This window comes from Pseudomonas citrullilanati (assembly GCF_030580855.1).
GTDB lineage: Bacteria > Pseudomonadota > Gammaproteobacteria > Pseudomonadales > Pseudomonadaceae > Aquipseudomonas > Aquipseudomonas citrulli.
In genome coordinates, this window is record NZ_JAUQOP010000007.1 from 16,422 (window position 1) to 36,408 (window position 19,987).

Here is a 19,987-nt window from a genome sequence, read left to right on the forward strand (position 1 = left end):
GATGACAAGGAGCTACGATGAACGCGATTGAGCCGACGATCCGGCATTTCACTTCTTTCGATGTGCAGCGGGGCGAGTCCATCGCCCAGAAGCCGTATTCGAACCCGCTCACACCTTTTACCGGGGCGGCGCTCTTCGACGAGATCATTGCCCGGCAAATCCTCCAGGACCCGGGCGACGCGGTGTTTTCGGCGGCGGAACTGGAAAATGCCATCGACGCCTATTCACTCACCGAGGCGGACTGGCAAACCTTCATGGCCGCCTCGATGAGGCTCGACGACAAAATGCGCAGCGAGCTGACACTCGACCCCGGTGCCTGGGAAAAGCACGCGAACGTGCTGGTGGCAGCGATCATCGCGCTGAACATTGCGCGGGTCACCAACGGCGAGTTGCGCGGCCATTTCACCGTCATGGCGGCCGAAGCGGCCAAGGCCCAGGGCAGGTCGATCATGGAGTCCGGCAAGGCGGCCCTGTACAGCGCCATCACCGCCGCCGTGGTATCCGGCGCCGTCGCCGGCTTTGCCCTGGTCAAGACCCTTCACGGGCAGGCGTTGAAGCACGCCGACATCAACCTGCACCGGCGCAACGCCCTGGACGCCGGCAACGTCGAGCGCGACCTCAAGATGGCGCGCAACCGAGAGGAATGGGACCCGAAGACCCCTTGCAAGATCAGCACCTTCGATGATTTTGGCCGCCCGGTCACCGTCGACTTCCAACCCAAGGGCTCGACCCTGACGCCCCAGGAGCAGGCCTGGTTCGACGGTGAAATCCTCAAGGCCCAGAAGATCGACCAGACCTCCAGCTGGCTGAGCCAGATGGGTAGCCGGAGCATCGACAAGAAACTGGAAATCGGCCGCGCCCTCAGCGCCATGTCGATGAACCTCAGCCAGGTGGTGTCGAGCGTGGTACGCCTGACCGAGCACGCCGCGCGGGAGCGGGAAGTGCTGCAGCAAAGCGCGCAGAACAGCCAGAAGAGCCTGGTCGACGAAATCACGCAGAAAGACGCGGCCGAAGCGGCGCTGTTGCAGAAGTTGATGGACCTGGTGATGCAGCTTTTTCAATCGCGCACCGACGTCATTCGCGCCCTGACGGCCTAAAGGAGTCCACCGATGATCATTCAAGGTTTCACACAGACACCCCGGCAGTCGACCAGCGCCGATCGTACCGACCCCGTGCCGGTTCCGCCTGAGATGAGCGTGGCGCTGCCTTCGACGTTCCAGCCGGCGCACGCGTTGGATCGCGCGTTCCAGCATCTGAATCGCCATCTCGATCGCATGCTCGATTGTTCGGCGGAGATCTCCAGGCGAATGGACAACCTGGCCACTGAAGGTGGGTTGGCCATGAACCTCGCCGAGGTTCTCGAATTCGTCCATGCCAAGCGCACGCGCTCGCAATTGTGGACGTTGCAACTGCGTCAGTGCGCCGCCGCCATCGGCTGCTGCATGAACGCCGTGGACGAAACCCAGCGGCGCACACTCATAGATCGGCAAGGCGAGATCCTGCAAGACCTCAAGGCGTTCCTGGACAAGGACAAGCCTGTCGAGATCGCCGAGGCCCTGGATGCCACGATTAACTCCTCCGACGATTTCTTCGAGAAGCTGCTCGAACTGATCGACCTGATCAAGAACGGCTACCTCGCCGGCTACGAACACATCATCTCCGCCTATTCCGACTTTTTCGCCGACTTCAACGCCCAGATCACCGCGCAGATGAAGGACTGGATCGAAGGCGCGAACGACGGCAAGGAGGTCAAGCTCAACGCCGGTGCGTTGCGCGCCGCGTTGAACAACCTGATCGCCCAATACACCCACCCCAACCCTGCGTCGGTGCTTTTCCCCGAACCAGGGCAGGGCGGCGCCTGTAAGGACGAAGCCGAGAAATGGCGCAAGGCCATGGGCCTGCCCGCCAGTTGCCTCAAGCCAAATGCCGACGGCACCTGGTGCGTCGTCATCGACACCGGCCCGCTGACCATCATGAAGAACAGCCTGTCTTCGAGCGACGGCACCGTGACCTGGGATACCGCCAAGTACAATCAGTGGCAAACCGGCTTCAACGCCCAGGAAGAAATCATGAAGAACTTGTTGCAGTCGTTGACACAGAAATATTCGAACGCCAATTCGTACCATGACAATTTCAACAAGACGTTGTCGGCGCATTTGAATCAGTTTGCGGATATGTTGCGGGCGATGCTGAATTTCTAGTCATCATGCAGAGGGTGATAGATGAGTTTGCCAGTAACCGAAGCCCATGTTGAAGCAGAGGTGATAAGGCTGTTGTCCAGCTTTTTTTCAAAGGCCTGTCGGGATTTAAGCGGACATTCGAGATTGGTCGAAGATCTGAATGTCGATTCCATGGAAGTCGTGGAAATCGTCATGCTTATGAGTGATGGGTTTAACGTAGAGCTGTCTTCAGATGAGGTAACGCTGTGGCGATCGATAAACGATATTGTTAAATCGGTGATCGCGGCTCAATAAAATGTGTCGGTAGGGATGTGTCGCGGCTGAAGTTGGCCTGAACGACTGTTCCCCGTACTGCGAGAGCAACATCGTTAGTGCATGTTTGGACGACTGGAGGGAAAAGCGCAAGACAAGCTCTCGATAAAGCAACCGTTATCGGAGCTTGTCTTTGCGGTGGTTGCTAATGCAGGTGTTGTGGTGGTGCGGCTTTAAAGCAGGGCGGCGCGCCTCTCCAGTTCATCTGCAAGTTTGGTATCGTGCACTTCGACGGTTAGTAGATTGTCAAATAGGTCGCCTTGGTTGCTGGCGATTAATTTGTTAAGCGAATCGGTATCAATGTCAAGTAATGCCTGGTCAATGATGTTGGATGCTTCTTTGCTGAACTCAATGTGCTCGATATCGTTCAAGGACTCCATTTGGTAGATGGCCAGGGCTGGTAAGAGCGAGGTCTCTATGTAGTTGGGGTACTTGCAATCTTGTAGGTGAAGCGCTTCTCTTGGGGTCAGGTTTGCGTTGGCTTCAAATTTTGCCTTTAAGCACGAATTGAGATCTTCGCTCAATGTCATGACTTGAAGGTGGGTTATCTGACTGCTGAGCATGTCACTGAACGCTTCCCTGCTGCCTACCTTTACTTCAGGAAAGCTCTCCATTCCGCCACTTTTTTTGAATGTAAAGGACGTGTCGGAGAGTGCGTTGCTGGTGTGAGCGAGCGTCATGGTTGTGCCCATGACGGCTGGATGGGTTTCTACGCTATGAGGGATAGCCTTTGGGAAATGCTTGAGGTCACCTTGGGCGTACAGCGTACGTTCAATAGGCGTCATGACAGCTTCTGATAGGTAAGTCGCTTGGCGTGATTGAGCGCTGGTTTGAGATTTCGTAGAAGCAAGCTCATATTTTGAATAGGTGTGGTCTTCTAGGCTTGAGTCTGTTTTAGGGGTTTCCAGGTATCTAATGTTGTTGTAGCCGCCAGCCAGTATCTTTGACGCTAACACCCAGCGGTGGTAATGAGGGCTGTCGTCTTCGCCAAGGCTGTTTCCCCTGATGTTGAAGGCGTGCAGGCGCAAATTCCAGCCTTGCTCCGGGTTGGACATTAAGTAGAATTTGTTAAAGAAGGGCGCTTGAGCAGAGCTGTTTTTACAGATGTCCAATTGCTGATCGTCTGCCTTGATGTACTCGAGTATGGAGATAATGTCCTTGACGGAAATGTCTTCGATGTCGGCAGTAATCCCGGGAGTTTGTTGATGCCCTAGTTCTGTCTCTGGGGAGAAGGATTTGTAGCGCTCAGTGATGCGGTTGAATACATCGTGATAGATTTCCTTGTTCTTGCAGAATTTTTCCTGTTGATGGTCAGGAGGGTTTGTCGAATTCTGATGAACAGAAAGAGGGGGGATTTGGGGTGTTTGAAGACGACTGGTGGATATGGTCATGGTTGTTCCCAAGGAGAATAGGTTCGCCCAATTTAATTTGTTTCTTTGTGTCTTTCTTATATAAAAAGCTCATGTATTGTCTCGGATGCAGAGCATGCTGGTTGGAGTGGGTGTTGCTTGATCGTAAAAATTCCTACAGGCTTTGTCGTTGTTTCGTAGGTGCCTAGGGAATTCATACTACGGAATAGTCCCAAGGATCTTCCTATAGTCATCCGCGCTCATCATCCCGAGCCTGTCACACCCACAGGCTCAACCGCGCTTCAGTAACTTTCTATAGAGAAGTCCCAGAGTATGGACAGTGCAACTGATCGAACACCGGCGAAGTCATTCGTTTTTGGCCACTGGTTATTGCAAGGCGACGGAACGCTGACGCGAGATGGACAGGGAGTTCATGTGCCACCCAAGGAACTACAGGTATTGCGCCTGCTGCTGGCGTCGGCAGGGGCGGTGATAAGTAAGGATTATCTGCTGGACCATGTCTGGCCGCGGATGGATGCCGCGGAAGAGTCGTTGACCCGTTGCATCTATGCCCTGCGCAAATTGTTCAGGGAAGACAAGGAATTCATTGCCACGGTGTACGGCCAGGGTTATCGATTCACGGCGTCGGTGGTCGAGCTCGATGTGCCGGGCCAGGCGAGGACCGTGGCGCCTTCATTGGCGGTGATGCCGTTTCGCAATCTCGAAGAGACGGCGGCGCTGGATTTGCAGGATGTGATGATCCGCCAGCTGACGATCGCCTTCGGCGAGGCGCTGCATCTCATTCCTTCCAGTGTCATCGCGGCCTGCGGGATGGTGGGCGATATGCGAGTGCTGGCCGAGCGGTTGTCGCCGGACTATTGCTTGAGCGGGCGTTTTATCGGTTCGAGCGAATACCGGCATTGGTCGGTCGAGTTGATTCGCGGCGGTGACCAGGCCCTGTTGCACGGACAGACGCTGGATGCCCAGGACGCCGGGGAGGCGCTGGGTGCATTGACGTGCCTGGTGGCCCAGCGGGTGCCCGGGCTGCGGCCCGTCGCGGATCGCTGTGGTTCCTATCCGGTGGCGGTGGCGTACCTCCATGGGTTGTACAACTTACAGCAACATACGGTGCAAAGCCTGGGCGATGCAGCGGTGTCGTTCCGGCAATGCTTGAAACTCGATGGCGGGTACGCGCCGCCCTGGTGCGGCCTGGCGGACGTGTGGCTGGGACAGCTGACGATGGGCCTGGGTGATCGACAGAATGCTATCGAAGAAGCGCAGTCGGCGATTTCCAATGCATTGGCGCTGGATCCCGGCAGCCTCCCGGCGTTGACGCGGTTGGCCTTGCTCACCAGTTTGCGCGGCTGCGAGCAGGCGGCCGAGGTGTTGTTCCGACGCTGCCTGTTGTCGGCCGACCAGGCCGACGTGCTGTACTTTCACGCTTGGCACCACTGGTTCTGGCGGCGTCACGAGGTGGCGGCGCGCCTGATCGAGCAGTGCCTGGCCCACGATCCGGGTTGTGTGCGGGCCCAGCTGTTGCAGGTGAGCATCCACCAGCAGATGACTTGGGCCAGCGAGCGGCGCCTGGCATGACGCGGTGTCGCAAGCCTTGGTTGTGCTGGCCGGTGTGCCTCGGCCTGGGCCTGGGCATGACGCACGCCCAGGCCTGGTGCTGGAGCAAGGCGGGGCAGTTGCATGGCATCGAGCCCGAGTTGCTGCAGGCGATTGCCGAGGTCGAATCGGGGCAGCAGCCGGGGGCCATCCACCACAACCGCAACGGCACCCGCGATATCGGCCTGATGCAGGTCAACAGCAGCCATTTGCCGCGCTTGCAGCGCCAAGGGATCACCGAGCAACGCTTGCTGGACGAGCCGTGCCTGTCAGTGGAGGTGGGGGCGTCGGTGCTGGCCGAATTCATCGCCCGCCATGGCTACAACTGGACCGCGGTCGGCGCCTACAACGCGGGCAACTCACCCCATCGCCAGGCTGCGCGGTTGCGCTATGCGCGCAAGGTCTGGCAGCGCTACCAAGTGCTCACCCGGGGCCAGCCGGAGCCATGAACCTTGGCCTCGCGAGGGTCTGACATCGAGTGAAAAGAAAGGCCGCCGATTCTGATCCCCCGCCAGGCGCCACCGGCAGATTTCGATCAGGAAGGCGGTTTTTGGGGTGCCTACCATGGCACTTCATTCGATTGCCCCGGAGTTTGGACGGTGACAGTCCCGACGGCCCCTACGCTACAGCCCTGCGTCCTGCGGATACTCGATGGCCCGTTGCAGGGTTGCGAGTTCGCGTTGGGCGAAGGCACCACCGTGTTCGTGGTCGGGGCGCTGGAGCTGTTGGGGGAGCGCGCCCTCTCGGCCAGCGTGCCCGCCGAGGCGATCTTCGTTCCCCTGCCAACCGGAGGCCGCAACTTCGAGGTGCTGGCCGACCAGGCCACGGCGCAGGGCGTGCCGTTGCGCTTGCTCGGCGACTCGGTCGAGGTGCTCCACGCAATCTTCCAGACCCGGGTCCAGGTCGGTGGCCTGCACATCGCCCTGCGTCCTCAAGACCAGGCCTGGGCGCCGGGTCTCTTCCATCAACACGCTGCTGCACCGGGGCCTGTAGCCGCCCCCTCGGCGTGGCGCAGTCCGCGAACGCGCTGGCTCGCCTCGGGCCTGGCGCTGGCGACGCTGGTGGTGGCGCTCGGCTTCGGGTCGAGACCGGCACCGGCACCTGAAACCGATGTTCGCGCGCTGACTGCCGGTGCCAGTGTGCAGCCCCAAGTGCTGGGCGGGCGCGATGGGTCGGTGTATGTCTTCGTCTCCAACGAGCGTGATGCCGGCTGGAGCCGCCAGGTGCTGACACGCCACCACAACCTTGACGGCAAAGTCCTGATGCTGGATCAGGAACGTCGTCGCCTGGAGCGCCTGTTGATCGAACATGACCCGCAACTGGCCTGGCATTTCCTCGACCTCAAGGACCCGTCGCTGCCGCGCCTGGTGCTTAGCGCACAGCGCAATCTGCTCACGCCTGACCAGCAGGCGCAACTGCTCGAAACGCTGTTGGCGGCGGCGCCGTATGCCCACGACGTGGTGGTGCGGATGCAGGATGACCGGGTGCTGGCCGACCTGGCCCAGGGCGGTTTGCAACGGCTGTCGCTGGCCTTCGAGCGGACCGAGCACGAGGGCAGCGTCACGTTCGCCGTCGAAGGCAACCTGCAGGATGCCGAATTGGCCGCGGCCCGCCAGTACATCGACGACTTCTACCGGCAGTGGGGTGATCGCTACGTGCACTTCACCGTCGAGCTCAAGGACGACGCGCTCAAGGGCAAGTCGTTTCAAACCGGCCCGCAGGGCTACGTCAAGACGAGCGCTTCGTCCTGGCATTTCTCAACACAGACAGAGTAGGTGACGAATGGCAGGTATCGGACTCCCCATCACATTTCCCGACGATTTTCTCGGCGAACAAGCCGCCGCGTTCGAGGCCGGCGCCCAGAACCTCAAGGCGGCCCTGGACAAGGCGCTTGAAGAACTCAAGAAAGACGCCTCGGACCCCGGGCTGCTGGCGGCCTACCAGACCGCCTTTTCCTCGTACACGGTGTTTCGCAACGCCCAGACCAACACGATCAAGGGCTTCAAGGACATCGACATGGCGATCATCCAGGCGGCTCGCTGACGCTTTTTCCTTTGGCTGGCCGTCGCCCCGGCGGCCCTTGCATGAGTGCACCGTATGCCCATCCAAAGTCTTTACCCATTGGCCGTCGAGCGGTCGGCCATCGTTGAATTGCAAGGCCCCCAGGAAGGGCCGATCGTGTCGCTGGAGTCGCGCCTGATCGACAGCTATGCCCGGTCCGTCGTCGACAGCGGGCAAGACGTCGCGGCGATCGACCAACTGCTGCGGCGCCCGGACATCACCGACCCTGACGTGTTGGCCCGGTTGCAGGAGCTGACCGGGCAGTACAACGTCGACATCAACCTGCTCAACGTGTTGGTGCGCAAGGCCGTGGGCACCGCGGAAACCTTGTTGCGTGCCTCATGAAAACGGCCCTGTGCGGGGTGCTGTTGTGCCTGGCGCTGGCGGGTTGCCGCCAGCCGAACCTGTTGGAAGGGTTGGATCAGCAGCAGGCCAACGAAGTGCTGTCGGTGCTGCAACGCAACAACATCGTGGCGGTGAAGGTCGACACCGGCAAGGCCGGTTACGCGGTGAAGATCGATCCGCTGGACTTTTCCGCCGCCGTCGACCTGCTCAACCTCTACTCGCTGCCTTCCAGGCCGCGCCTGCAAGTCGCGCAAATGTTCCCCGCCGACGCCCTGGTGGCGTCGCCTCGCGCGGAAAAAGCTCGGTTGTATTCGGCGTTGGAACAGCGCGTCGAGCAGTCGCTGGGCGTGCTCGAAGGCGTGGTGTCGGCGCGGGTACACATCAGTTATGACCTGGATGCCGGCGAAGGCGGGCGCAAGGTCGCGCCGGTCCATCTCTCGGCGGTGGTGTTGCACGAACGCGACGTCGAGGCGCAATTGCTGATCAACGACATCAAGCGTTTTCTCAAGAACAGTTTCGCGGCGGTGGACTACGAGAACATTTCGGTGGTGCTGTCCAGGCGCTCGCCGACCCAGCATGTTGCGCCGTCGCGGGCCGTCACCCCGGGCTACTCGCCCTGGCCGTGGTTGCTGGGGGTGATGTGCGGATTGCTGGTGGCCGCTGGTGCCGCGTGGGTCTATCACTTTGCAGGCGTGAGGCGGCGTGATGTCGGACGTTGAATGCCTGCGGCGCATTCTCGCCGAGCCTCTGGCTTATCTGCACCCGCAGCGCCTGGTGGTCCCGGCGCAGTTCGCCGGCGCCGAGGCCCGCAGTGTGCTCAACCGAATGGTGCGCGACGCACTGGCGCTGCCCCGGTCGTTGCCTTCGACGGCACTGGCTGGCGTGGCGAAGCCGTGGGTTCGTCATTGGCGACGACTGCCTTCCATTGCCTTGCTGATGGGCGCCTATCGGCTGCTGCCCGCGTTGGCGCGGGGCGCGGCGTTGTGCAACCTGCCGGCCTCGGCACGGCGGTTCGCCGGCTGCCACCTGGGCCCGCGCAATGGCCCGCCAATCGACGGCTGGCCGGTCTCGATGGCCGAGGTCGAAGCGGCCGGCCTCAATGCATTGTGGGGTTGGCACAGGCAGGTTCCGCCGTGCTTGCTGGAATGCCTGGCCTTGCAATTTTCCGAACCGGTTGTGGGCTTGCACCGGCAATGGCCGGTCCCGGAACCGGCCCCGACGCTTTTCTTCCTGGCGGTGCAACATGCTCGACGCGATCCGATCCCTGGCTGACCTGCCCGTTGGCGAAGACGTACACCTGGCGCGCGAGGACGTCGCCGCCGCCCGCTGTCGTCGACGCCTGCAACGGGAGGCCCGGCGCCGGGCCCGCGAGTGCGTCGAACAGGCCCGGCGCGACGCCGACGCGGTGCATGCCGAGGCGTTTCGACAGGGCTATGCCGAGGGCATCCTGCGTGCCACCGCGCACCTGGCGGAAGGCCTGCTGACCTCGCACAACCTGGCGCTGCAATTGCGCCACCAACTGGCGCAGGCGGCGAACGAGTTGCTCGCACAGGCCTTGAGCTGCCCGCAATGGCTGGACGAGATGCTCGAACGCTGGCTGGCCGCGCAGGTGGGCAACGCGAGCGCGATATTGCAGGCAGTGCTGCCGCTGGCGTGTCGGCCGCGTGCCGATGAATGGCGCGAGCGGCTGGGCAGGCACTGGGCGGGCGAGCTGAGCCTGGAGTATCACCCGCAGGACCGCTACGTGCTGCGGCTGGCGGACCGAGTGCTGGAATTCGACCTTGAAACCACCCGGGCGCGACTGGCGCCCCGCTTGTTGGCGAGCCTTGCCGACTTGCCGGAATCGGTGCGTGTCCTGGACCAGGCCGCGTGGCAGGCCCTGTCGGATGCGTGCGCCAGCTTCGCCCCGCACACCACCCCTGGCGATCCGCGCCATGAAGATTGAGTCCACGACGGGCACCAGCGCCCTCGGTCACGATGTCGGTTCATCGGTCGAGATGCTGGAGTCGCGGCTGCTGGCGGCCCATCAGCACAAACGACCGGACCCTGAATTCGAGCAGGTGTATCGGCTGCTGTTGGCCATGGAAGGACAAGGGGAGAAGGCGATCCATCGGTTTCTCCGCACCCTGCGCGGGCCGGATGGGGAAACGCCGATGTATCGAACCGCCACGGCGTTGAAGGCCGTCACCCTGCAGGTTTTGTATCGATTGAAGGAGGAGGGACTGGAAAAGTCGCAGTTGTACAAGGAAATCGTCGGGGCCAACGGCCTGGCGTTCGCCATGGAAGTCTTCGTCAGGGGCGCGATGCGTGAAGTGTTCCAGCCGATGGGGGATGAGGCGTGGGAGAAGAGTGAGTGGTAACCCTGATCCTCTTTGGTACAAGAACAACGTCACAGGCAATCATCCCGTGGCGAGGGAGCTTGCTCCCGCTGGGCTGCGTAGCAGCCCCGAGACAGGGCCGCTTCCAAGCTCCCTCGGCATCGGCGACTAGCCTCTGTTTGGGGACCGACGCCAGGTCGGCGTCAGGTCTGCCGAGGCAAAGGGGTCATGCCGGTTGGGTGCGGGCGTTGACGTAGGTTGTACCGGGACGAGCGGCGAACACCACGGCGGCGACGAACAGGTTGGCGATATGGTCAGCCGTCTCCTTTGAGATGGGCAGGGTCGAAAAATAGCGGGATGCCGCGACCACGACGCCCACGATGATCTGTCCTACGGAGGTCCGTATGGCATTGGTGGACAGGAATTGATTGGCGGCTTGCTCGGCAGTGGGGATTCGGAATGAGATGGGATTGATCCGGAAACCGTCCTTGGAAGGCTCGGCTTGCATGGCGTGCATGGCTTCGCCCATGAGTATTTGGCCGGAGACGTCGGCGAAGGCGTTGTAGACGCCTCGCAGCACATCGTCGCCCAGCGCCACGGTCAGAGAGTCCGCGGTCTGTTGAGGCCCGGGTTCTCCGGTGGTATTGGCCTGTTGTTCCACCCAGGCCGAGAGTTGGGCGGCCAGGCCCTCTGTCTCGGACGCTGATGAGGCGTTCCCTTGCGCCATGACATACCCGGGGCCCGAGTGTGGCGCGGTGTAGTTCATCAGCGTGAAGGATACGAACTGAAGCGCACCGTTCAGCAGGCCGGCGATTGCCGTACCGCCCAAATTGGCTTTCGCGTTGTCGCCAGTGGGACAGAACAGGCTCACCAGATCCTGGGCAAAGGTATAGAAAGCCATTTGCGAGCCCAGGGAGGCCAATGCGGGCAGGGCGGTTGGCACGGTCGCTGCGGCAGCCAGGGCGGCCATCGATAATAGGAGCGTGGATAAACGCGCCATGCGCGTCTCGATGTTTGCCGTACCGTTGCACTCGTCCCTGATGGCGCCGAGCATATTCGTTATCGGACCGACGGACAGGGCGATTGCGCCGATCACGCTGCGGGTCAATGGCGACGTTGCGTTGGACTGGAGGTTTTTTTCCATGGCGAAGCCGGCCAGTTGCCTGAAGACCGTGAGCACCCCGGTCACCATGCCGGTGCGTACGCTGGCAGTCGTCAGGTTGCCGACCCAGCGCCCCAGATCGCCTTCGAGTTCATTGCGAGATAATTTATCCAATTTGTCGCTGAGGTAGGCCAGGACGGTTTGGGCGCCTTGGATGAGTTGGTCAGCGGACAGGGAATGCTTCAAGAATTCGAAGTCCCCCAGGCCAAGGAGGGCCTTTGTCAACTGACCGTCGTCAGTGGACTCTCCTATCGACACTGCGATGTATTCCAGGACCCGTTCGGTATCGGTGCCCGCATCAAGCTGTCGTTCGGAAATGATTTGATGGAGCGCGTCTTCGACGCCCCGCATTGCGAATTCCAGATCGTGCGGTGAAAGCTCGGTTCTATGCTCGTGGGGGATGCCTTCACTGAGGGTCTCTATGCTCGTCATGTCGATGATGGTGTGGCGTGGGTCATCAACGTTTGACGGGCCTGGTGTTTCGGCGCGACCGGATACAGGTGAAGTGAAATGACTTAACGAGGCGAGTTCCATGGGTTTCTGATCCTGCTTGGCAAAATAGTGGACGCTGCAATTTCAGCGTCATTGATCTTTTGCAGGTTTTTCGCGCGTTCGACTTTCAAATAACGCTCGCAGGTCATGGCGATGCTGCATCGGCCCGGGATCAAACCTCGATGAGCCAGCGTCCTCGCCGCTGGCCTTCCTGCCCGGTATAATCGCGTCACTTTTTTCCCCCCCAGAGAGTCAAACCCGCCCATGTACACCCTGGCCCGTGAGCTGCTGTTCAAACTTTCCCCGGAAACTTCCCACGATCTGTCCCTCGACCTGATCGGCGCGGGTGGACGTTTGGGCCTCAATGGGCTGCTGTGCAAGGCCCCGGCGAAATTGCCGGTGTCGGTCATGGGCCTGGAATTCCCCAACCCGGTCGGACTGGCGGCGGGGCTGGACAAGAACGGCGCGGCCATCGACGGGTTTGCCCAGTTGGGGTTCGGCTTCGTCGAAATCGGCACGGTCACCCCACGTCCACAGCCAGGCAACCCCAAGCCACGGCTGTTCCGCCTGCCGCAAGCCGAGGCGATCATCAACCGCATGGGTTTCAACAACCTGGGTGTCGATCATCTGCTGGCCCGGGTGGCGGCCGCCAAGTACAAGGGCGTGCTGGGCATCAACATCGGCAAGAACTTCGACACGCCGGTGGAGCGTGCCGTCGACGATTACCTGATCTGCCTGGACAAGGTCTACGCCCACGCCAGCTACGTGACCGTCAACGTCAGCTCGCCGAACACCCCGGGGCTGCGCAGCCTGCAGTTCGGTGATTCGCTCAAGCAACTGCTGGCCGACCTGGCCCGCCGCCGCGCCGAACTGGCGGTGCTGCATGGCCGGCATGTGCCGCTGGCGATCAAGATCGCCCCGGACATGAGCGACGAGGAAACCGTCCAGGTGGCCCAGGCCTTGATCGAGACCGGCATGGACGCGGTGATCGCCACCAACACCACCCTGGGCCGCGAAGGGGTCGAAGGGCTGGAGCACGGTGACGAGGCCGGCGGGCTGTCCGGCGCGCCGGTGCGCGACAAGAGCACCCACACCGTGAAAGTGCTGGCGGGGGAGCTGGCAGGGCGCTTGCCGATCATCGCCGCGGGCGGGATCACCGAAGGCCGGCATGCTGCCGAGAAGATCAGCGCCGGTGCGAGCCTGGTGCAGATCTATTCGGGTTTCATCTACAAGGGGCCGGCGTTGATTCGTGAGTCGGTGGATGCGATTGCGGCGTTGGGCTGATCCTGAGCCTGCTGGGGACTGGCTAGCCTTCGTGGCGAGGGGATTTATCCCCGCTGGGCTGCGTAGCAGCCCCCCTATAACCAGCACCTCGGTGTATCAGGACTATCGAGTTAACTGTTCTTAGGGCCGTTTCGCGCCCCAGCGGGGATAAATCCCCTCGCCACAACAGTGTTCACACCTCGGGCATTCCTGGTGGTCATGAAATCCAGGCAATAAAAAGGGCTCCTCGAAGGAGCCCCTGGGCCGTAGCCCGCCGTCCGGATGGGACGCGCGTGGTTAAATCGATTGGCACATCAGATTGTCGAGTTCTTGAGTGTTGAGCCCTGTGTCAGCCGACGGCGTGAAGTTCGTTGAGTCTATGGATACCCGCAGTGCCGGTCATACCGTCCCAGTTGTCGCCGCGTCCTTCTCGCCAGCCGTTGATCCAGGCTTGACGTACCGACGGTAGAGTAAAGGGGCAAAGCTCACGGGATTTACCACCAACGCCATATTGGTAACCGCGTAAAAATGCTCTTTCCAACGGATCACGCTTAAGTCTTCTCATAGGGTGTTGCCCTCACTTGTTGACTGTTTCTTTAGCGTCGGCCCCTGTCGAGGCCGGGGCAGAATCATTCTGCCGTTGGTGGCTCGTTGCCGGCGTGACGAGCCAAGGTGTTGGCGCCGTGGCGACGTCAACCTGTGTTGAGTTCTAACCAAAGCGTCACATGGATGGAATGATCGTTTTGTCATAAGCACGTAACAATAAAGATGTTAGGGCGATAAGTAACTTGATGTTCAGCGTCCGCTTTTGAGCAAGACCCCTGTATGATCAGCCCTGCGCTGAAAGGCGCGGTGGTGGCCCGGATGAGAATGTCCTCCCGTTGCACTCGGGTACTATTCGACGAAAGGGTCGAGTTTTCACAATTTGTTTCACAGAATTTTTCACCTGCCCCCGCGTCCAAGCTCTTTTGACCTGAGCGGCGGGGGTGGGACGGCACACCTTCGTGCCACGCGGGTGCTCTTGAGAAAAGCACCTGACTGAACCCGACCCGGCAATGCGTTGCCCGGTCCACTAAGCCAAAGGCGCTGGAATTCCCATGTCCGACCGTTTCGAACTCTTCCTCACTTGCCCCAAGGGCCTCGAAGGCCTGCTCATCGAGGAAGCCGTCGGGCTTGGCCTTGAAGAGGCTCGCGAACACACCTCGGCCGTGCGCGGCATGGCCGACATGGAAACCGCCTATCGCTTGTGCCTGTGGTCTCGCCTGGCCAACCGGGTGTTGCTGGTCCTCAAGCGGTTCGAGATGAAGAACGCCGACGACCTGTACCACGGCGTGCTGGACGTCGACTGGCAAGACCACATGTTGGCCGATGGCACCCTCGCGGTGGAGTTCAGCGGGCATGGCTCGGGCATCGACAACACGCACTTCGGCGCCTTGAAGGTCAAGGACGCCATCGTCGACAAGCTGCGTACCCCCTCGGGCGAGCGGCCGTCCATCGACAAGCTCAACCCGGACCTGCGCATTCACCTGCGCCTGGACCGTGGCGAGGCGATCCTTTCCCTCGACCTCTCCGGTCACAGCCTGCACCAGCGCGGTTATCGCCTGCAGCAGGGGGCCGCGCCGCTGAAGGAAAACCTCGCCGCCGCGATCCTGATCCGCGCCGGCTGGCCGCGCATTGCCGCCGAAGGCGGGGCGCTGGCCGACCCGATGTGCGGCGTGGGCACGTTCCTGGTGGAAGCCGGGATGATCGCCGCCGACATGGCGCCGAACCTGCGTCGCCAGCAGTGGGGGTTCACCGCATGGCTCGGCCATGTGCCGGCGCTGTGGAAGAAACTCCACGAAGAGGCCACCGCCCGCGCCGCCGCCGGGCTGGCCAAGCCGCCCTTGTGGATCCGCGGCTATGAGGCCGACCCACGGCTGATCCAGCCGGGCCGCAACAACGTCGAGCGGGCCGGGCTGAGCGAGTGGATCAAGATCTACCAGGGCGAAGTCGCCACCTTCGAACCGCGCCCGGACCAGAACCAGAAGGGCCTGGTGATCTGCAACCCGCCGTACGGCGAGCGCCTGGGCGACGAAGCCAGCCTGCTTTACCTCTACCAGAACCTCGGCGAGCGCCTGCGCCAGGCTTGCCTGAACTGGGAAGCCGCGGTGTTCACCGGCGCGCCGGACCTGGGCAAGCGCATGGGCATCCGCAGCCACAAGCAATATTCGTTCTGGAACGGCGCGTTGCCGTGCAAGTTGTTGCTGATCAAGGTGCTGCCGGACCAGTTCGTCACCGGCGAGCGCCGCACCCCGGAACAGCGCCAGGCCGAGCGCGAGCAGGCCGCCTACGATCAGGCCCCGCAAGTACCGCAAGAGCGCCAGTACAACAAGAACGGCAACCCGATCAAGCCGGCGCCGGCCCCGGTGGTCGAGCAGGCACGGTTGAGCGAAGGCGGGCAGATGTTCGCCAATCGCCTGCAAAAGAACCTCAAGTTGCTGGGCAAGTGGGCCAAGCGTGAAGGCGTGGACTGCTACCGGGTCTACGATGCCGACATGCCGGAATACGCCATGGCCATCGACCTGTACCACGATTGGGTCCATGTGCAGGAATACGCCGCGCCAAAATCCATCGACCCGGAAAAGGCCTCGGCCCGGCTGTTCGACGCCCTGGCGGCGATCCCTCAGGCGCTGAACGTCGACAAGAGCCGCGTGGTGATCAAGCGCCGCGAGCGCCAGAGCGGCACCAAGCAGTACGAGCGCCAGAGCGCCCAGGGCAAGTTCACCGAGGTCAACGAAGGTGGCGTCAAGCTGCTGGTCAACCTCACCGACTACCTGGACACCGGGCTGTTCCTCGACCACCGGCCGATGCGCCTGCGGATCCAGAAGGAAGCCGCCGGCAAGCGCTTCCTCAACCTGTTCTGCTATACCGCGACCGCCAGCGTTCACGCGGCCAAGGGCGGTGCTCGGAGCACCACCAGTGTCGACTTGTCGAAAACCTACCTGGATTGGGCACGCCGCAACCTGTCGCTCAACGGTTTCTCGGACAAGAACCGCCTGGAGCAGGGGGATGTGATGGCCTGGCTGGAAGCCAGTCGTGACGAGTACGACCTGATCTTCATCGACCCGCCGACGTTCTCCAACTCCAAGCGCATGGAGGGGATCTTCGACGTGCAACGCGACCACGTCCAGCTCCTCGACCTGGCCATGGCGCGCCTGGCGCCGGGGGGCGTGCTGTATTTCTCCAACAATTTCCGCAAGTTCCAGCTCGAAGACAACCTCGCCGAGCGCTATGCGGTGGAGGAAATCACCGCCAAGACCATCGATCCGGATTTCGCCCGCAATGGCAAGATTCACCGTGCCTGGAAGATCATGGCCCGCTGATCGATGCTGATTGGATCCACGCAAGCCTTGTAGCTCAAGGCTTCCAGCTCATTTTGGGGCTGGTCAAAATGATGGCTAATAGCTATAACTTAGCCTGTGGCCGGGTTGAACCGACTGCCCGGTCCTTTTTGAGTCGTGTTTATGGCCTTGCATCAGGTGCGCCCCAGGATCCTGGGCTTTATCAGCGAAGACGTCTCGGCCTGGCTCGTGGCAACGCTGGTCCTGCTGGCCGGCACCTTCCTGACCGGCGTGCTGAGCTGGGCGATGATGAACCTGTTCGGCCAGCAACTGCGCCAGCGTTTCGAGCTGCAAGCCGAGGAGCGCTTCAGTCGGATCGAGGAGCGTTTCCAGGAGCAGGAGCAGCGCCTGGATGGCTTGAGGCGTTTCTTCGCCAACTCCGAACGGGTGTCCCACGATGAGTTTCGCGGGTATGCCGACGCCTTGTTGCGTCGTACCCGAGCCCTCGCCTGGGCGCCCAGGGTGCGGCGGGCCGACCGGCCAGCGTTCGAGCAACAGGCCCAGGCCGACGGCTCGATCAACTTCATCATCCGTGAGACGGACGGCAGCGGTGGCCTGCGGCCGGCGGCCGAGCGGGACGAATATGTCCCCGTGCTCTACGTGCAAAGCCAGCCATCCTATGGTTCGCCATTGGGACTGGACCTGTTGTTCGATCCCGTACGCCGGGCCACGCTGGACCGGGCACATCAGAGTGGCGCACTGGCGGTCTCGCAGCCCCTGGACCTGATTGGCGTCGATCCGGCCTTCACGCGCGGCGTGTTGCTGGCGGCGTCGGTCACCCGGCCGGGGGCTGGCGAACCGTTCGGGTATGTGGTCGCGGCCATCAGCATGCGCCAGTTGGCGGGCGAGGGCCTGCCGGGCGCCGGTCATGACAATCTGTCGATGCGGGTCATCGACTTGTCGGCGGGTGACCGCGAGGAAGCCCTGTTCGAATCGCCCACCCCGGCGGGTCACAGCGACCTGTCGGCGAGCCGCCGGGTGCGCCTGGCCGACCGTGATTATCGGGTGGAATTGCGGCCCAGCCGGACGTTCCTGGCGACCAACCACTCGTCGGTGGCAAGCCTGGTGGTGCTGGGCGGCTTGCTCAGCCTGTTGCTCAGCGCCTTGCTCTACGTGCTGGTCAGCCAGCGGCAACGGGCGTTGACGCTGGTGGAGCAGCGGACTCGCGAACTGCGGGCCAGGGAGCAGGAACTGCGCGGCACCCATGGCCAACTGCGCGGGGTGCTGGATGCCGCGACCGAGGTGGCGATCATCGCCACGGACCTGCGCGGGGTCATCACCACGTTCAATGCCGGCGCCGAACAGATGCTTGGCTATTCGAGCAGCGAGGTCTTGCAGAGCATGACCCTGGAAAGCCTGCACGTCCCCCGCGAACTCCAGGCCCGGGCCGCCCAGCTCGGCGCGCGCTTCGGCAAGCCCATCCCCACCTGCCACGCGATGCTGCTCGAAGGCGGCGAACAGGGTGGCCAGCAGGCGCGGGAATGGACGTTGGTGCGGCGCGATGGCAGCCACCTGACGGTGAACATGTTGGCCACGCCGATGCTCGATGACCAGGGCCTGTGGGTCGGGCACCTGGCGATCTGCATCGACATCACCGAACGCAAGCGTGTCCACGAAGCCCTGGCGGCGCGGGACCTGCTGCTGAAGAAACTCAGCGCCCATGTGCCGGGAGGCATCTACCAGTTCAAGATGGACTTCAACGGCCGCTTCAGCGTGATCTACGCCAGTGATGGCATCCGTGACATCTACGAATTGGAGCCGGACGTGCTGGTGCAGAATGCCGAGGCGATTTTCTCGCGCATCCATTGCCTGGACGTCGGACGGGTGCGCTCCTCGATCCGTGCCTCGGCCGATACCCTGAGCCCTTGGCGTGAAGAGTACCGGCTGCAATTGCCGCAGCGGGGCCTGCGCTGGGTCCGGGGCGAGGCCACGCCCGAGGAGCTGCCTGGCGGCGGGGTGCTGTGGCACGGCTATATCTCGGACATTTCCGATCTCAAGCGGGTGGAGGAGGAACTGCGGGCCCTGTCGGTGACCGATGCCCTGACGGGGATTCGCAATCGCCGTTATTTCCAGGAGCGGTTGACGTCGGAAATGTCCCGGGTCGAGCGCGGTTCCGGCGGGTTGGCGGTGATCATGCTCGACATCGATCACTTCAAGCGCATCAACGACCAGCACGGCCATGCGGTGGGCGACCGCGTGCTGCAGGCGGTCTGCCAACGCATTGCCCAGCGGTTGCGACGTACCGATGTGTTCTGCCGGTTGGGCGGGGAAGAGTTCGTGGTGTTATGCCCGGACACTGACAGCGGCAGTGCCTATGCCCTGGCCCTGGGGCTGTGGGAGGGCCTGCGTTCGGCGCCCATCGACGGCGTGGGTATCGTCACCGCCAGCTTCGGCATTGCCACCTGGCGCGCCGGCGAAGGCGCCGACGCCCTGCTGCTGAGAGCCGACTCAGGCGTGTACGCCGCCAAGCAGGCCGGGCGGGATCGGGTCGAAACGCAACTGGGGTAGCAAGCCCGGTTGGCGCCTTCGCGGGCAGGCCCGCTCCCACAGAAGGCTTGCGGCAGGGCCCTCCATGTGGGCGCGAGCTTGCTCGCGATGGGCGGCGACTCGGTCAATGCCCCATGAGCCAATGCTGGTGCGGCCCCGGCAGTGTCCAGATCCCGAAAACAATCACCAACAGCCCACCGGCCATGCGCACGCTGCGTTTGCGCAGCAGGGCGGTGACGCGCTCGGCGGCCAGGCCGGTGGCGAGCAGCACCGGCCAGGTGCCGAGGCCGAAGGCCAGCATCAGCAGGGCGCTGTCCAGCGCATTGCCCTGGCTGGCGGACCACAACAGGGTGCTGTAGACCAGCCCGCAAGGCAGCCAGCCCCAGAGCGCGCCGAGCAGCAAGGCCCGAGGCAGGCTCGACACCGGCAGCAAGCGGTTGGCGACGGGCTGGATATGCCGCCACAAGCCACGGCCCACGCCTTCGATGCGGGTCAGGCCGCTCCACCAGCCTGCCAGGTACAGGCCCATGGCGATCAGCAGCAGGCCCGCCAGGATGCGCATGACCATCGCCGCCGGGCTGTTGGCGACGGCCCAGCCAGCCAGCCCGATCAACAGCCCGGCGCAAGCGTAGCTGAGGATCCGCCCCAGGTTGTAGGCCAGCAGGAGCCGGAAGCGCCGGCTGCGCTGTTCCTTGGGGATCGCCAAGGTCAGGGCGCCCATCAGGCCGCCGCACATGCCCAGGCAATGGCCACCGCCCAGCAGGCCAAGGATCACCGCCGAAACCAGCAGGGGCGCCAGGTCAAGCATGGGGCGGGGCCTTGTCGTCGGGTTCGCGGGGCTGGCCGTCGGCCTCGTCCACCGCCGCCTTGTGGTTAGGGTCCTGGTCGTCGAACAGAATGCTGTGGGCCGGGCCGTCGAGGTCGTCGTACTGGCCGCTGTCCACGGCCCAGAAAAAAATGTACACGGCGATGGCCACGATCAGCAGTGCGGCCGGGATCATCACGTAGAGAGCTGGCATCTCGGAAC

At 62.4% G+C, this 19,987-nt stretch carries 20 protein-coding genes; 15 read left to right on the forward strand and 5 right to left on the reverse strand.

Annotated elements, in window-relative coordinates; all coding sequences use genetic code 11:
- The first annotated feature begins 17 nt into the window (after window positions 1-17).
- The 3 genes from Q6A48_RS07545 to Q6A48_RS07555 are packed head-to-tail and all read left to right on the forward strand — an operon-like array spanning window position 18 to window position 2,474.
- A complete protein-coding gene (locus Q6A48_RS07545; RefSeq protein ID WP_304553110.1) occupies window positions 18-1,097 on the forward strand; it encodes an IpaC/SipC family type III secretion system effector in 1,080 nt (359 codons plus the stop codon).
- Between the two features lie 12 nt (window positions 1,098-1,109).
- On the forward strand, window positions 1,110-2,201 hold the full coding sequence (locus Q6A48_RS07550; protein ID WP_304553111.1) for an IpaD/SipD/SspD family type III secretion system needle tip protein: 1,092 nt from the start codon (window positions 1,110-1,112) through the stop codon (window positions 2,199-2,201).
- 21 nt (window positions 2,202-2,222) lie between these two features.
- A complete protein-coding gene (locus tag Q6A48_RS07555) occupies window positions 2,223-2,474 on the forward strand; it encodes an acyl carrier protein (RefSeq protein ID WP_304553113.1) in 252 nt (83 codons plus the stop codon).
- 191 nt (window positions 2,475-2,665) lie between these two features.
- Here Q6A48_RS07555 and Q6A48_RS07560 read toward each other — a convergent pair whose 3' ends face one another.
- Entirely contained in the window at window positions 2,666-3,883 is a 1,218-nt protein-coding gene (locus Q6A48_RS07560) for a hypothetical protein (protein WP_304553114.1), read from the reverse strand.
- A 393-nt stretch (window positions 3,884-4,276) separates the two neighbouring features.
- On the opposite strand from Q6A48_RS07560, the gene Q6A48_RS07565 reads away from it, so the two are divergent.
- The 9 genes from Q6A48_RS07565 (at window position 4,277) to Q6A48_RS07605 (ending at window position 10,218) form a co-directional block, all read left to right on the forward strand.
- Complete coding sequence (locus tag Q6A48_RS07565) at window positions 4,277-5,434, forward strand: winged helix-turn-helix domain-containing protein (protein WP_369811672.1); 1,158 nt, start codon at window positions 4,277-4,279, stop codon at window positions 5,432-5,434.
- On the forward strand, window positions 5,431-5,901 hold the full coding sequence (locus Q6A48_RS07570; protein ID WP_304553116.1) for a transglycosylase SLT domain-containing protein: 471 nt from the start codon (window positions 5,431-5,433) through the stop codon (window positions 5,899-5,901). The genes Q6A48_RS07565 and Q6A48_RS07570 overlap by 4 nt, the downstream gene beginning before the upstream one ends.
- Window positions 5,902-6,051: 150 nt before the next feature.
- Complete coding sequence (locus Q6A48_RS07575; protein ID WP_304553117.1) at window positions 6,052-7,227, forward strand: PrgH/EprH family type III secretion apparatus protein; 1,176 nt, start codon at window positions 6,052-6,054, stop codon at window positions 7,225-7,227.
- Window positions 7,228-7,234: 7 nt separating this feature from the next.
- Entirely contained in the window at window positions 7,235-7,495 is a 261-nt protein-coding gene (gene sctF, locus Q6A48_RS07580; RefSeq protein WP_304553118.1) for a type III secretion system needle filament subunit SctF, read from the forward strand.
- A 54-nt stretch (window positions 7,496-7,549) separates the two neighbouring features.
- Window positions 7,550-7,858 carry a type III secretion system inner rod subunit SctI gene (gene sctI / locus Q6A48_RS07585; RefSeq protein ID WP_304553120.1) on the forward strand — a complete coding sequence of 103 codons (309 nt, stop codon included), beginning with the start codon at window positions 7,550-7,552 and terminating at the stop codon, window positions 7,856-7,858.
- The gene (locus tag Q6A48_RS07590) at window positions 7,855-8,577 is read left to right on the forward strand and encodes an EscJ/YscJ/HrcJ family type III secretion inner membrane ring protein (RefSeq protein ID WP_304553122.1); all 723 of its coding nucleotides are present in this window, start codon (window positions 7,855-7,857) and stop codon (window positions 8,575-8,577) included. Before sctI ends, Q6A48_RS07590 begins: the two co-directional genes overlap by 4 nt.
- Window positions 8,564-9,130 (forward strand): OrgA/MxiK family T3SS sorting platform protein, encoded by a 567-nt coding sequence (locus Q6A48_RS07595; protein ID WP_304553124.1) that lies wholly within the window; start codon window positions 8,564-8,566, stop codon window positions 9,128-9,130. The genes Q6A48_RS07590 and Q6A48_RS07595 overlap by 14 nt, the downstream gene beginning before the upstream one ends.
- Window positions 9,102-9,803, forward strand: a complete 702-nt coding sequence (locus tag Q6A48_RS07600; protein ID WP_304553125.1) for an oxygen-regulated invasion protein OrgB — start codon at window positions 9,102-9,104, stop codon at window positions 9,801-9,803. The genes Q6A48_RS07595 and Q6A48_RS07600 overlap by 29 nt, the downstream gene beginning before the upstream one ends.
- Window positions 9,793-10,218, forward strand: a complete 426-nt coding sequence (locus Q6A48_RS07605) for a hypothetical protein (RefSeq protein ID WP_304553127.1) — start codon at window positions 9,793-9,795, stop codon at window positions 10,216-10,218. The genes Q6A48_RS07600 and Q6A48_RS07605 overlap by 11 nt, the downstream gene beginning before the upstream one ends.
- 184 nt (window positions 10,219-10,402) lie before the next feature.
- On the opposite strand, the gene Q6A48_RS07610 is transcribed toward Q6A48_RS07605, so the two are convergent.
- The gene (locus Q6A48_RS07610) at window positions 10,403-11,872 is read right to left on the reverse strand and encodes a hypothetical protein (protein WP_304553129.1); all 1,470 of its coding nucleotides are present in this window, start codon (window positions 11,870-11,872) and stop codon (window positions 10,403-10,405) included.
- Window positions 11,873-12,094: 222 nt separating this feature from the next.
- Between Q6A48_RS07610 and Q6A48_RS07615 the strand changes: the two genes are divergently transcribed.
- Window positions 12,095-13,114, forward strand: coding sequence for a quinone-dependent dihydroorotate dehydrogenase (locus Q6A48_RS07615; protein WP_304553130.1), 1,020 nt, complete (start codon window positions 12,095-12,097; stop codon window positions 13,112-13,114).
- A 328-nt stretch (window positions 13,115-13,442) separates the two neighbouring features.
- On the opposite strand, the gene rmf is transcribed toward Q6A48_RS07615, so the two are convergent.
- Window positions 13,443-13,658, reverse strand: coding sequence for a ribosome modulation factor (gene rmf, locus Q6A48_RS07620; protein WP_003223300.1), 216 nt, complete (start codon window positions 13,656-13,658; stop codon window positions 13,443-13,445).
- 532 nt (window positions 13,659-14,190) lie between these two features.
- On the opposite strand from rmf, the gene rlmKL reads away from it, so the two are divergent.
- Together rlmKL and Q6A48_RS07630 are read left to right on the forward strand one after the other, a co-directional pair.
- Complete coding sequence (rlmKL, locus tag Q6A48_RS07625; protein WP_304553224.1) at window positions 14,191-16,455, forward strand: bifunctional 23S rRNA (guanine(2069)-N(7))-methyltransferase RlmK/23S rRNA (guanine(2445)-N(2))-methyltransferase RlmL; 2,265 nt, start codon at window positions 14,191-14,193, stop codon at window positions 16,453-16,455.
- A 141-nt stretch (window positions 16,456-16,596) separates the two neighbouring features.
- A complete protein-coding gene (locus Q6A48_RS07630; protein WP_304553226.1) occupies window positions 16,597-18,981 on the forward strand; it encodes a sensor domain-containing diguanylate cyclase in 2,385 nt (794 codons plus the stop codon).
- Window positions 18,982-19,084: 103 nt separating this feature from the next.
- Here the strand turns inward: Q6A48_RS07630 and Q6A48_RS07635 are convergent, their stop codons facing one another.
- Together Q6A48_RS07635 and ccoS are read right to left on the reverse strand one after the other, a co-directional pair.
- Window positions 19,085-19,768, reverse strand: coding sequence for a sulfite exporter TauE/SafE family protein (locus Q6A48_RS07635; protein ID WP_304553227.1), 684 nt, complete (start codon window positions 19,766-19,768; stop codon window positions 19,085-19,087).
- On the reverse strand, window positions 19,761-19,979 hold the full coding sequence (ccoS, locus tag Q6A48_RS07640; RefSeq protein ID WP_053158784.1) for a cbb3-type cytochrome oxidase assembly protein CcoS: 219 nt from the start codon (window positions 19,977-19,979) through the stop codon (window positions 19,761-19,763). Before ccoS ends, Q6A48_RS07635 begins: the two co-directional genes overlap by 8 nt.
- Window positions 19,980-19,987: the final 8 nt, after the last annotated feature.